The sequence below is a fragment of the Nisaea nitritireducens genome (assembly GCF_014904795.1).
GTDB lineage: Bacteria > Pseudomonadota > Alphaproteobacteria > Thalassobaculales > Thalassobaculaceae > Nisaea > Nisaea nitritireducens.
The window spans coordinates 24,975-37,069 of record NZ_JACZFS010000048.1 but is presented as its reverse complement, the minus strand read 5'-3'; the positions used below and the strand labels follow the sequence as shown (position 1 = coordinate 37,069).

General features: G+C 59.9%; 16 protein-coding genes. 9 read left to right on the top strand and 7 right to left on the bottom strand.

Annotated features, from left to right (window positions below; translation table 11 throughout):
• Positions 1-117 precede the first annotated feature (117 nt).
• The 6 genes from IG629_RS16860 to gloA all read left to right on the top strand — a co-directional run bounded on the left by IG629_RS16860 (position 118) and on the right by gloA (position 4,684).
• Entirely contained in the window at positions 118-1,059 is a 942-nt protein-coding gene (locus tag IG629_RS16860) for a diguanylate cyclase (RefSeq protein WP_193173097.1), read from the top strand.
• A gap of 116 nt (positions 1,060-1,175) precedes the next feature.
• Entirely contained in the window at positions 1,176-1,559 is a 384-nt protein-coding gene (locus IG629_RS16855; RefSeq protein WP_193173096.1) for a RidA family protein, read from the top strand.
• Between the two features lie 27 nt (positions 1,560-1,586).
• The gene (locus tag IG629_RS16850; RefSeq protein WP_193173095.1) at positions 1,587-2,390 is read left to right on the top strand and encodes a metal ABC transporter permease; all 804 of its coding nucleotides are present in this window, start codon (positions 1,587-1,589) and stop codon (positions 2,388-2,390) included.
• A 77-nt stretch (positions 2,391-2,467) separates the two neighbouring features.
• Positions 2,468-3,439 (top strand): zinc ABC transporter substrate-binding protein, encoded by a 972-nt coding sequence (locus IG629_RS16845; RefSeq protein WP_193173094.1) that lies wholly within the window; start codon positions 2,468-2,470, stop codon positions 3,437-3,439.
• Positions 3,440-3,476: 37 nt separating this feature from the next.
• Positions 3,477-4,106 (top strand): 2-dehydro-3-deoxy-6-phosphogalactonate aldolase, encoded by a 630-nt coding sequence (locus tag IG629_RS16840; RefSeq protein WP_193173093.1) that lies wholly within the window; start codon positions 3,477-3,479, stop codon positions 4,104-4,106.
• A 134-nt stretch (positions 4,107-4,240) separates the two neighbouring features.
• The gene (gene gloA / locus IG629_RS16835; protein WP_193173092.1) at positions 4,241-4,684 is read left to right on the top strand and encodes a lactoylglutathione lyase; all 444 of its coding nucleotides are present in this window, start codon (positions 4,241-4,243) and stop codon (positions 4,682-4,684) included.
• A gap of 58 nt (positions 4,685-4,742) precedes the next feature.
• On the opposite strand, the gene IG629_RS16830 is transcribed toward gloA, so the two are convergent.
• The 5 genes from IG629_RS16830 to IG629_RS16810 are packed head-to-tail and all read right to left on the bottom strand — an operon-like array spanning position 4,743 to position 8,455.
• Positions 4,743-6,110, bottom strand: coding sequence for an MFS transporter (locus IG629_RS16830; protein ID WP_193173091.1), 1,368 nt, complete (start codon positions 6,108-6,110; stop codon positions 4,743-4,745).
• Between the two features lie 26 nt (positions 6,111-6,136).
• Positions 6,137-6,544 (bottom strand): CBS domain-containing protein, encoded by a 408-nt coding sequence (locus IG629_RS16825; protein WP_193173090.1) that lies wholly within the window; start codon positions 6,542-6,544, stop codon positions 6,137-6,139.
• Positions 6,541-6,891, bottom strand: coding sequence for a P-II family nitrogen regulator (locus tag IG629_RS16820; RefSeq protein WP_028466377.1), 351 nt, complete (start codon positions 6,889-6,891; stop codon positions 6,541-6,543). Before IG629_RS16820 ends, IG629_RS16825 begins: the two co-directional genes overlap by 4 nt.
• Positions 6,888-7,718: a DUF1538 domain-containing protein gene (locus IG629_RS16815; protein WP_226886864.1), complete on the bottom strand. Its 831-nt coding sequence runs from the start codon at positions 7,716-7,718 to the stop codon at positions 6,888-6,890. Before IG629_RS16815 ends, IG629_RS16820 begins: the two co-directional genes overlap by 4 nt.
• 2 nt (positions 7,719-7,720) lie before the next feature.
• Positions 7,721-8,455, bottom strand: coding sequence for a DUF1538 domain-containing protein (locus IG629_RS16810; RefSeq protein WP_193173089.1), 735 nt, complete (start codon positions 8,453-8,455; stop codon positions 7,721-7,723).
• A 107-nt stretch (positions 8,456-8,562) separates the two neighbouring features.
• On the opposite strand from IG629_RS16810, the gene IG629_RS16805 reads away from it, so the two are divergent.
• The 3 genes from IG629_RS16805 to IG629_RS16795 all read left to right on the top strand — a co-directional run bounded on the left by IG629_RS16805 (position 8,563) and on the right by IG629_RS16795 (position 10,409).
• The gene (locus IG629_RS16805) at positions 8,563-8,733 is read left to right on the top strand and encodes a hypothetical protein (protein WP_193173088.1); all 171 of its coding nucleotides are present in this window, start codon (positions 8,563-8,565) and stop codon (positions 8,731-8,733) included.
• A 177-nt stretch (positions 8,734-8,910) separates the two neighbouring features.
• The gene (locus IG629_RS16800; protein ID WP_193173087.1) at positions 8,911-9,435 is read left to right on the top strand and encodes a hypothetical protein; all 525 of its coding nucleotides are present in this window, start codon (positions 8,911-8,913) and stop codon (positions 9,433-9,435) included.
• Positions 9,435-10,409 carry a ChaN family lipoprotein gene (locus IG629_RS16795; protein ID WP_193173086.1) on the top strand — a complete coding sequence of 325 codons (975 nt, stop codon included), beginning with the start codon at positions 9,435-9,437 and terminating at the stop codon, positions 10,407-10,409. Before IG629_RS16800 ends, IG629_RS16795 begins: the two co-directional genes overlap by 1 nt.
• A gap of 48 nt (positions 10,410-10,457) precedes the next feature.
• On the opposite strand, the gene IG629_RS16790 is transcribed toward IG629_RS16795, so the two are convergent.
• Together IG629_RS16790 and IG629_RS16785 are read right to left on the bottom strand one after the other, a co-directional pair.
• Positions 10,458-10,841 (bottom strand): c-type cytochrome, encoded by a 384-nt coding sequence (locus IG629_RS16790; RefSeq protein ID WP_193173085.1) that lies wholly within the window; start codon positions 10,839-10,841, stop codon positions 10,458-10,460.
• Positions 10,842-10,962: 121 nt separating this feature from the next.
• The gene (locus IG629_RS16785; protein ID WP_193173084.1) at positions 10,963-12,090 is read right to left on the bottom strand and encodes a DUF1513 domain-containing protein; all 1,128 of its coding nucleotides are present in this window, start codon (positions 12,088-12,090) and stop codon (positions 10,963-10,965) included.
• Between the last annotated feature and the right edge of the window lie 5 nt (positions 12,091-12,095).

The following is a 12,095-nucleotide window of genomic DNA, read 5'->3' as shown; positions in this document are numbered from 1 at the left end:
AGCTTCGGGATATCCTTCAACGGTGAATTTTTTACGTGAAGTTAACCATTCCGGGTGGATAATGAAGCAAGCAATTGATACCGAGATTTAAGCCATGCGGGCGTGACGGAGAGAGTGATGAGCAACATTATGGAAAATCAGGAATTCGCGATCCTCGTGGTCGACGACGCTCCTGAGAACGTCATGTTGCTCAGTCTTATCCTGAAAGATCTCGGCTCTGTTTCCTCCGCCCTGAGTGGGCGTGAAGCGATCGACAAGGCCCTCGAAAACCCGCCGGACCTGATCCTGCTCGATATCCAGATGCCGGAGCTGGACGGGTATGATGTGATCAAGGCTTTGAAGAACGATCCGCGGACAGAAAATGTGCCGGTGATTTTCGTGACCGGTCTCTCCGATGATGGGGACGAGGAAAAGGGCCTGAAGCTCGGGGCGATCGATTACATCACCAAGCCATACAAGCCGACGGTGGTGACGGCCCGGGTCCGGAATCATCTCAGGCTGCGGGAATATGCCGTACGCCTTGAGCATATGAACGTGGAACTGGAGCGTCTGGCGACGACGGATGCGCTGACCTCAGCTTTTAACCGGCGCTACTTCATGTCCAAGCTGGAAGATGAAGTTGAGCGTGTGCGCCGCTACAAGCATCCATCCTCGTTGCTTATGATCGACGTCGACCACTTCAAACGCATCAACGACACCTATGGTCACGATGTCGGCGACATCGTGCTGGTGCATCTGGTTAAACTTCTGGAAGACCAGGTGCGACAACTGGACACTGTGGCGCGGATCGGCGGCGAGGAGTTCGCAATTCTGTTGCCGGAAACGAGCAAAAAAGAAGCCGTGGTTTCTGCGGAACGCCTGCTTGGCATCGTACGGGCGGCGAGCATCGAGGCGGCGGGGGACAATCTCCAGTTCACCATCAGTATCGGCTGCACGGAGTTCGGTGCTGAATGCCCGAAAGTGGAAGGTATCCTGAAAACAGCGGACCTCGCCCTCTATGACGCCAAGAAGAGCGGCCGGGATCGGGTTGTCGTTGGGGACGCCTCTGAATTGGTGTGAGGTGCATCCCGCATTTGCCCTCGCCTGACATTCCCTCTAAGTGATCTTTGCAGGACCGCGCGGTTTCTTTCGCAGCGCGTACGTATGGCATTGCCGAATCGAAAGGAAGTCATCCGATGGAATTTACCAATCCGAAAGGCGTTGCGGCGCCGGCGTCTAATTACTCGCACCTGGTCACGGTGCCGGCCAATGCCAGGCGTGCCATTGCTTCCGGCCAGATCGGGCTTGCTCCGGATGGCTCGGTGCGCGAAGGGCTGGAAGCCCAGACGGTTCAGGCGTTTGAAAACCTGTTCAAGGTTATCGAAGGCGCTGGCATGACCAAAAAGGACATCGTGAAAATCGTCTTCTATTCGACGGTTCCGGGTTCGGTTGCCTCTTTCCGCGAGATCCGCGATCGGATGTTTGACGGGCATGCGCCTGCCTGCACCTATCTGGAAATCTCCGCTCTCGCGACGCCTGACTTCCTCTGCGAAGTCGAGGGTGAGGCCGTCGCGCTCTGACGGGCGCGACGATCGGGAGACGGGCCGGTGATTGACGATTTTCTGTTGCGGGCGCTTGCCGCCGGGATCGGTGCTGCACTTGCTGCGGGGCCACTGGGCTGTTTCGTGGTCTGGCGCCGGCTCGCCTATTTCGGCGACACAATGGCCCATTCCGCGCTGCTCGGGCTGGCGCTCGGCTTTTTAATGAATGTCGAGCCGGTGCTGGGGATCTTCGCCGTTACCGTCGCCGTGGCCGCGCTCCTGCTGTCGCTTGAGCGCTGGAGCACAGTGCCGACAGACACGCTGCTGGGCATTCTCTCGCACGGGGCTCTGGCCATGGGGCTGGTCGCCATCGGGTTGATGAGCTGGCTCAGGGTCGATCTGATGGGCGTGCTGTTCGGCGATGTGCTGTCGGTTTCCACGCAGGACATCATGTTGATCTACGCCGTTGTCGCGGTGGTTCTGGTCTGTCTCTGGCGGATATGGGAGCCGCTGCTGGCGACCACTGTCAGCAGTGATCTGGCGCAGGCAGAAGGGCTGGGCGGTCGCAGAGCCAATTTGGTTTTCACTTTGCTGCTTGCCCTGGTCATCGCCGTGGCGATCAAGGTCGTCGGGGTTCTGCTGATCACATCTCTGCTGATCCTGCCCGCCGCCGGTGCGCGGCGCTGGGCCACGAGCCCGGAGGCCATGGTCGCCGGTGCCGTCGTTATCGGGGTTTTCTCCGTGGTGATCGGAATGCTGGGCTCGCTGGAGTTCGATACGCCTGCGGGCCCGTCAATCGTGCTCGTTGCTTTTGCCGTCTTCCTGATTGGTTTGCCGCGCTGGCCGGGCAGATTGTCGGCGAGGGAATAGGCGGTTCGGTCAGATCGGACTTGAATTCAGAATTTGTTATGTTATAACGTTTTTGAATTCACTCATTGAGATCCCCCATGAGATATCCGTTTCTACAGATCGGCGGCTTATTCGCCGTTATTCTGCTTGTTGCCCTGCCTGCGCGTGCCGAGCTTTCGGTTGTCGCGTCAATCCCGCCGGTGCACAGCCTTGTCGCGAAGGTCATGGCCGGTGCGGGCGAGCCGCATTTGCTGCTCCGGAACGGACAGTCGCCGCATGAATATGCGCTGCGTCCATCCGATGCCCGGGCGATCGAAAACGCCGATCTGATCATTCTTGTATCCCCCACTATCGAGACTTTCCTCGGAGCCGCGGTTGAGCGGAATGCGGATCATGACGGCCGGGTCGTTGAATTGAGTGAGGCCAAAGGTGTCACGCATCTGAGCGTTCGCGAGGGTACGCTTTGGGACTCTCCAGAGCATGACGAGCACACGGAGCATGGGCATGATGAACATGACGACAAGAGTGCCGAGGAGCAGGCTGCACACGATCATGGTCCGGATGATCCGCATGTCTGGCTGAGCCCGTCCAACGCACAGGCCTTTGTCACCGCGATTGCAGCATCGCTTGCCGCGCGGGACCCGGATCGTGCTGCGCTCTATCACGCCAATGCGGTGGCGGCCGTGCAGGATCTTGAGGAACTCTCGCAAACCATCCGGCAGAAACTCGCGCCGGTTAAAGATCGGCCGTTCCTGGTCTTCCACGATGCTTATCAGTATTTCGAAGCCGCGTTCGATTTGACGGCAGCCGGTGCAATCAGCCTGGGAACAGGCGCCCCTCCGGGGGCAGCACGGCTGCGGGCACTCCGGCAACGGGTCGCGGATGGCGATATCCGCTGCATCTTTCGCGAAGTCCAGTTCAGGCCTCGCCTTGCGGAGGTTGTTGCGGAAGGGTCGGGCGCGAAGCTCGGCACGCTTGATCCGGTCGGCAGCACCATTCCGTTTGGCCCGGATGCCTATAATGCCTTGATGCTCGGGTTAGCGGACGGTTTCGAATCCTGTCTGAGGTGACATACTGCATCGGTTGAACTCAATAGAGAGGCCGGCCGTGATCAGTATCGAAGAGGCGCTTGGCGCCTGCCCCATCGTCGCAATTCTGCGCGGCCTCGAACCCGAGCGTGCGGAAGAGATCGGCCAGGCACTGTTCGATGCCGGCATTCGTGTGATCGAGGTGCCGCTGAACTCGCCCCGGCCGTTCGAGAGCATTGCAAGCCTCGCTCGACTGCTCGGAGAGCGCGCGGCGATCGGTGCCGGGACGGTACTGACGGATGAAGATGTCCGTGCCGTCGCGGCGGCGGGCGGGCGTCTCGTCGTTTCTCCCAATACTGATACGCGGGTGATTGACGAGACGAAAAGGTGCGGCCTTGTCTCCATGCCGGGATTCTTCACGCCGACGGAAGCGTTTCAGGCACTGGCGGCGGGCGCGGATTATCTCAAGCTGTTTCCCGGAGATGCGATCCAGCCGAAAATCGTCGGAGCTCTCCGGGCCGTGCTGCCACCGGACAGGGGGATCGTCGTCACCGGCGGGGTCGGGCTCGATAACATCGCCGACTTTTTCGCCGCCGGTGCCAGGGCGGTTGCTGTCGGCTCCTCGATTTTCAAACCGGGTAAGCCGGTGGACCGGATTGGCGCCGATGCCGCAGCCCTGATCGCAGCCTGGCGAGATGGAGCCCCGTAGTGAAGGCCCGACAGGACAGTTCCCGCACGGACGGAACCAGCCCATTTCGGAAAGCGGACTTGTCAGCGGGCGGCGCGTGCGCAATGTCATAATCCCAACGCCAATTCACAAGCATGCCAAGCGGGAGCGAGCACATGCGGTATCTGCACACGATGGTTCGGATCAGCGACGTCGACGAGAGCCTGAAATTCTACTGCGAAATTCTCGGCCTCAAGGAAGTCCATCGCTATGACAGCGAGAAGGGCCGCTTCACCAACATTTTCCTCTACGCGCCGGGTGACGAGGCAACCGCTGCCTCGGACAAGCGCGCGCCGGTTATCGAGCTGACCCATAACTGGGACCCGGAAGAGTACACGACCGGTCGGGCTTGGGGGCATCTCGCCTTCCGCGTTGAGAACATTTACGAGACTTGCCAGAAGATCATGGATGCGGGTGTCACCATCAACCGCCCGCCGCGCGACGGCTACATGGCTTTCGTGAAGTCGCCGGACGGCATTTCCATCGAGATCCTGCAGGAAGGCGAGGCGCTGGCGCCGGCCGAGCCTTGGGCTTCGATGGAAAATATCGGCAGCTGGTAGGACTGCAATTGCACCGGGATCGCCTTCTTCCCGGCAGTACCTTTATCTCACAGCGTTTCTAACCGCGCGGCCAGGCCGTGTGGTGATCGTCGATGATAAAGGTATGGCTATGGCGAAGCTTGTGATGCCGGTGCTTCTGTCCTGACGGGTCGCCCTGAACAGGATGTATCGCCTGATGGTGCCCGTCGTCGGGGATCGGGTGCTCATGCACCAGATCCTCATGCTCGTGTGTAAGTTCGACCGGGTCATGTTCCGGCCAGAATACCAGTGCGGCGATCAGCCCGGTCGCCGCACCGGCTGCGAGTGTCAAGAAGGCCACACCCATGCCGAAGGACGTCGCGACCCATCCTGCCAAAGGATAGGCGACAAGCCAGCAAGCGTGTGAGAGCGCGAACTGGGCGGCGAACAGATCTGTTCTGTCCTCGGGATGACAAGACTGTCTCAGAAGCAGTCCCGACGGGGTCATCACCATGGATGTGCCGATCCCGATTGCACACCATGCCGCGAGAGCTTGCAGATAGGTTTCCGCTACGGTGCCGGCGCAGAGCGAGAGAGACAGGAGCACCCCGCCTGCAAGCATGATCGGTCGCGCCGGCCGGTGCTCCAGCAGTCTCGGCAGGGTCAGGGCGACGAGCATCGACCCCAGCCCCGCACTCGCATAGAACAGCGTGACGTCCCGTTCGCTGCCGCCGAGCACGTCCCGGACGAAAACAACAGTATTGACGATCACCATGGAGCCGGCGGCGGATACCGCAAAGCTCAACGCGAGCAAACCGCGCAGGCGTGGTGTCTTGAGGTAGATCCAGCTTCCGCGTGAGACGCGGTCACGGAAGCTGCGCACAATTGCGTCCGGATTTTGCGCCGGTAGCGATGCTGTGACGATGAGAGCTGCCGAGGCGAGAAAGCCAAGTGCGTTGCCGACAAAGAGCCCGTGGAAGGTCATGACCGACAAAAGCAATCCGGCGAGCGCGGGGCTTGCCAGTTGCTCCAGATCATAAAGCAGGCGCGACAGGGAAAGGGCCCGCGTGTAATCGCGCTCCTCCGGAAGGAGGTCCGGGATCGTTGCCTGGAATGTCGGCGTGAAAGCGGCGGAACAGGCCTGAAAGAGAAAGATCAGAAGATAGATCTGCCAGATTTCCGTCACGAACGGCAGAAGGCAGACGAATCCTGCCCGAACAAGGTCCAGTGCGACGAGAAAGGGACCTCTGCGAAACCGGGAAGAGAGGGCGGCGCCGATAGGGCCGAGAACGACATAGGCGATCATCTTGATGGCGAGGGCGGTGCCAAGCACCAGTCCGGCATCCGATCCTGCGATCTGATAGGCGAGCAGTCCGAGGGCGACGGTTGTCAGGCCGCTGCCGAGCAGAGACAGCGCCTGCGCGAGAAAAAGATGTCTGTAGGCGGAATGGTTCAGAATACCGATCATGTCGTCTTGGTATCCGGTTACCCGACTTAAGCCGTGTCAGGCTCAGTATAGCGCACAACCATATCCCTGAGAGTCACGATGCCGACCATATCGCCCTGACGGGTGACAAGCGCACGGGTCAGCTTGAACCGGTTCAGCATGCGGATCGCGTATTTGATATCCATGCCGATATCGACAGACAGCACCGGCTTCGACATGATTTCGTAGACGCTGGTGCGTTCCGGCGAGCGGTCCTTGCTGGCGACATGCGCCGCGATATCGCCGACCGTGACGACGCCGTACTCGTCCATGTCGTCCCGCCGTTCGATGACCAGTGAGCTGACATTGTGCTCCCGCATCAGGTCGATGGCATTTCGCACCGTCGCGAGGCCGTCGATGACGTGCGGGTTAGCGCTCATCACGTCCTCGACCTTCACATAAGGATGGTGGCTCATATTTCTTCCTCGATCTCTTTTTCGATTTCCTTGATTTGCGAGGTCAGACCGACAGCGTCCTCGATGTCGATCTGGAAGGCGACACCGCTGCCAAGGTCCTCATCGAACCGGGCGGCCCGGCAGATTTCTTCCAGGATATGACGCGACATATGCTCCTCGACAACCAGCAGAACGATGTCCCGCTGACCCTCAAGGGTAAGGCCGAGGAAGGTGGAGGAGGGTTTCAGGCCCTCGCCCCGGACATTGGTAATGACGGTGCTGCCGGTCCCGCCGCACTGCCGTGCGGTGTCGACCACGACTTCGGTCTTGGCATCGCTTACCACGGCAACTATCAGCTTGAACTTCATTGCTGGCTCCCTGGCTGTGGGGTTTCTGTTTCTGAAATGGAAGAGGTGGCCTCGCGCTTTTTGCGGCGCGTGGCCATCCAGGCACCGACCTGGGCATAACTCATGACGCTGAGCATCGGAAACAGGCTGGCGAGGGCGATCAGTCCGAAACCGTCCAGTACGGGGTCCCGTCCGGGGACGGTTGAGGCAAGGCCGAGGCCGAGGGCGGTGACCAGCGGAACGGTGACGGTGGAGGTGGTGACGCCGCCGGAATCATAGGCCAGCGGAATGATCATGCGCGGTGCGTAGATCGTCTGCAGCACTACGAGTGCGTAACCAACGATCATGTAGAGATAGAGCGGTGTGCCGGTGACGATCCGGAAGGCGCCGACGGCAATGCTGAGGGCGACACCGATGGCAACGGCGATACGCAGACCTCGGCCGTCGATACCGCCGCCGGTGAGGGTGCTGGCCTTGTTGGCGACAGCGATCAGTGACGGCTCTGCGATGGTCGTTGAAAACCCGATGGCCGCGGCAAACAGATAGACCCAGTAATAATCCGTCCAGTCGAGGCTTTCGATATCGCGGCCAGGGGCGATGAAGGCCGGATCGGTCAACTGCGTCGCCATCAGCTCACCAATCGGGAATAGGGCTTCTTCCAGTCCGACCAGGAACAGCGCGAGCCCGAGGATGACATAGACAAAGCCGAGCAAAACCCGGCTGAGTTGCGGAATGCTCTGGCGCAGTACGACCAGCTGGAAGAAGGCGAGGATCGCTGCAATCGGAAACACGTCGAGCAACGTGCCGAGAAAAGCCTCGTAGAGAGCGGTGACCCATTCCATCGCCATGCCTAGAACACCATCCCGAAAATGAGGACGAAAATCATCGGTGACAGTGACGCAAAGGCGATCAGCCCGAAACCGTCGATTGCCGGATTACGGCCCTTGATGACCGTCGCCAGCCCGACGCCGAGGGCGGTGACCAGCGGGACGGTGACGGTGGAGGTGGTGACGCCGCCGGAATCATAAGCGATGCCGATGATTTCTTCCGGCGCGACAACGGTCAGCGCCTGCACAACCACATAGCCGCCGATCATGATCCAGTGTAGCGGCCAGCCCTTCAGGATACGGAACACACCTGTAACGATGGCAAGTCCGACCGAAACGGCGACCGTGTAGCGCAGCGCAAGTGCATAGGTATTCATCGCTTCCGGGTCGCTGCCAATAAAGCCGCCCTCCGCCATGACGCGGGCAGCCTCGTCCCCGACCGCGATCAGCGACGGTTCGGCCACCGTCGTGCCGAAACCCAGTCCGAAGGAAAAGAGCAAAAGCCAGACGAGGCTGCCCTTGCGGGCGAGGGCGCCGGCAAGGAATTCGCCGATCGGAAACAGGGCCATTTCCAGCCCCTGCAGGAACAATGTCAGGCCAATGACCACGATCACCAGGCCGGTCAGGGTCTGCCCGAGGTTCGGAAAGGGCTGCTGCAGGACAGCCAGCTGGAAGAAGGCAACGACCAACACGATCGGCAGCACGTCGCGGGCGGTGCCGAGCAGGAGAGAGCCGAACGCGAGGAGCCGATTACTCATGAAAAGCAAGCTAACCGGTTGATCCGCCAACATCCAGCCCTGCCGTTGCAACGAAGGGAGCCAATTTTTTTTAAGGTCTATGCCACAGCGCGGAACGCTGGCTCGACATGTCGGTGAAACCACATTGCAACGCCAAGCAGGAGACAGACATGGCTGGCGCCGGTTCCGTGAATTTCCATGTCAACGCGGAAGGCATTCTCGGCAAACTGGAGGCGGTAGAGGAGAGCATTGCCGAGACTGGCTCCGACAAGCTGCGCGATTTCGATCTCGCGGGCTGACAGCGACCACTGATATTCAGCGATTCTTCCCGCCCGGCTCCTTATGCACATGATCATAGGTCCAGCCGGTCGAGCGGTTGGTAAACAGTGTCTCGAAATTCCCTAAAATATACGCAATTTTAATGAGTTGTGAGTATATGTCATAGAATTGCGTCTAAAACGTTTGGGGAATGCGGTATGGTCGTCGCGATGGAGACACAGCCACGCCTTACCAAGACATATAGGTTGCTGGTCCGGGGAACCAATATCAACGAGACCTCCCTGCTGGCGACAGATTACCTGAACCATTTCAATGAAGTGGTGATGTTGCTTGAGCTCGTTCCGGACATGCCGGAGATGCTTGAGGAGGTCGAGGAATGGAAACCGGCGACATATATCGAGCATTTTGCGGCGAGCGGATTCTCCGACAAGGAATTGGCCATCTGGGCCTATGAAAATGCCCCGCACGAATACATCCAGGCCTTCGAGGATCTGGTGGCATCGGCCAATGATCAGATCTTCATGACACGGGATCTTCTGAAAGAGCTGAACGGCACGGCATCCGAAGATGAGTTCCGAAACCAGACCATGGCCAAGGTCCGTGAAGTGAGACTGACGCTGGAGCAGATCTCCGGGGTGATCAACGGCACTGTGCCGCGGTACGATCAGGCTGAGATCGACGACATCATGGACCAGAGCGCAATCGATAGCCTGTTTGATTAATGATCATATCCTATCCCCCACACATTACCGGGCGGTGGCGCGGCGTTCTGGGCATCGCTCTGATCGTCTGCTTTGCAGCGCTTGCTGATACAGCTCCGGCCTCTGCCTCACCGCCGCCCGCCTTGTTTGAAACGGAGACGGGAGAGCCGCTTTCAATTGATCGGCTGGCGACGGATCTTGCGGATCGGCGCTTCGTGTTGCTTGGCGAGAAGCACGACAATCCTGAGCATCACGACATTCAGGCCGACATTCTCCGTCGGATGATTGCCGCCGGGCGCAAGCCTGCTCTGGTCTGGGAGATGATCGAGCGCGGCAAGCAACCTGAGATCGACAGTTTCGTTGAGGCCGAAGATACCGACCCGGATGCGTTTGCGGATGCTGTCGGTTGGGCCGAATCCGGTTGGCCCGACTGGAAATTCTACCGGCCGATTGCGGAGCTGGCACTGACGGCCGGTCTGCCGATGGTCGCCGGAAATCTCGACGCGGACACGGTCCGGGCTATCAGTCGTGGCGATATGACCAATACGGATTTGAGGGCGGCTCTCCGGCTGGATGAGGCTGTTCCTGAATCTGTCCGCGATGCGCTTCTGGATGAGGTCTATCGCGGTCACTGCGGCCTGATTCCCCGGACGAAGCTTTCCCCGATGGTTGCCGTGCAGATCGCCCGGGATGCCAGTCTCGCTGAGGCGATGGTGCGATCCGCTGCGATGGCTGACGGTGCCGTGCTGATCGCCGGAGGCCAGCATGCGCGCCGGGATACCGGCGCTGGCTATCACCTCGAACAGCGGTTCGGGGGAAAGAACATAGTGTCTATTGGTTTGTTGGAAGGCGATCTTGAGATTGTCTGGGCAGGCGAGGAACACGCGATTCCCGCCAGCAGGTTCGACTATGTCTGGTACACGGATCCGGCACATCCGAAGAAGGACTATTGCGCCGATCTGAAAGCCCGGTTCAGCAACTTCACAAAAGACTGACCGCGCATCGGATGCCCGATGCGCGGCACACTTCCCAAGCGCAGTGTCTTACTTTCCGCTTTCGGCTTTGATGTAGGCGATGACGTTGTCGATATCGTCCTGCTTCTTCAGCCCGACAAAGGCCATTTTGGTGCCCTTGAGATATTTTTTCGGGGCCTTCAGAAACTCGGCGATGCTGGCCTCATCCCAGACAAGACCTTCCTCGGCCTTGGCTTTCATTGCCTTGGAGTATTTGAATTTCTCAACGCCTGCAGCGGGACGGCCGAAAATGCCGACTAGATGAGGGCCGACCCGGTTTTTCTCCTTGTCGACGACATGACAGGCCTTGCATTTCCGGAAGACCTTCTTGCCCTTCGCGGCGTCACCCTCGGCCAGGACCGGGCTTGCGGTCACGGCGAGGAGGGCGGCGATAAAAGCGACTTTGCGCAGCATTATTCTCTCCAAATTAGTCGGTCGTTTTCGGTCGACGATCTATTGTTTCTACTTATACCGTTTCGCGAAGTTCAGGCCCAGTCGCCGAACTGTCGCACCGGTTGTTGTGCCGGGGCAGGCTCTAGAGATGCCGCTCCAGGGCAGTCATATGGTTGTCGAATGCCAATCCGGCAAATCGCTGAACATAGCCTTCTGTGACGAGGCTCTCCGGATCGGCGATGCGGGAGAGCAGCCTGCCGAATCCGGTGGAGAATCTGAACCCGCCCGGGTGCGGTCCGGCGGCAACGCCGGCGCTGTCGCGGGCGCTGTTGAAGGAGACCAAATTGCCGTCCGGGATAGACCAGATTGCGATCCGGTTGCCACGCGGGAAGGTGCTCGCGCCGAACTTGCCGCTCGGATCGATGGCGACGTCAGCGCAATAGCCTTTCAGTCCAGGTGTGAGAGTTTCAGGCGCGTCGAAAAGGGTGCTTTTCCCGTCACGTCCGATCATCCCGACAAGTGGAGGCGCATCGGAAGCATCGCCCTGATACTGCATGCCGAACAGCACGGTGCCGTCCGGCCCTGTATCGAGGTGGCGGATGCTGTTCTTGTGCAGTTCCGCCGGCAGTTCGACCTTGCGGATGAAGCTGCCGTCGCGGGCGTCGAGGAAGGCGAGGCTCGGTTTCATGTCGGCGATATTCAGCTTGGCGCGGCCGCTGTCCGGATGGGTCAGGATACCGCCATTGGCGATGACCATCGTCACGCCGTCCGGCATCAGGCTGACGTCGTGCGGGCCGATATCCTGGCTGTCCCATTCCCCGACCCGCTCAAAGCTGTTGCCGGTAGTCCAGACGCCGATGGCGCCCTTTGCATTGTCGAAATCGTTCTCCGTGGTGAAAAGCTGGCGGCCGTCGGGAGAGAAAGCGGCATGGCCATAGAAATGGCGCCCTTCCGGCGCGTTCACCAGATCCCGGAGCGTGCCGGTCTCCAGGTCTGCAACCAGCATGAAGCGGCCGGGCCGACGGGCCATGTGGACTGCGGTCTTGCCGTCAGGCGAAATGGTTGTCGCATGGCCTCTCCCCGGCAGAGGGAGCTCGAACGGTACCGAGCCATTCTCGGTGAAGCCGACCAGCACGAAGCTGCCGTCGGGCTTCCGGGCGCAGGATATCAGCAGGCGGTCATTGTCCTGCCCGGCCGTGAGCGGAGCGGAGACCAGGGCCGTGGCTCCGGAGGCGACAAGACCCGCAATCAGGGTTCTGCGTGTAATCATGGCAA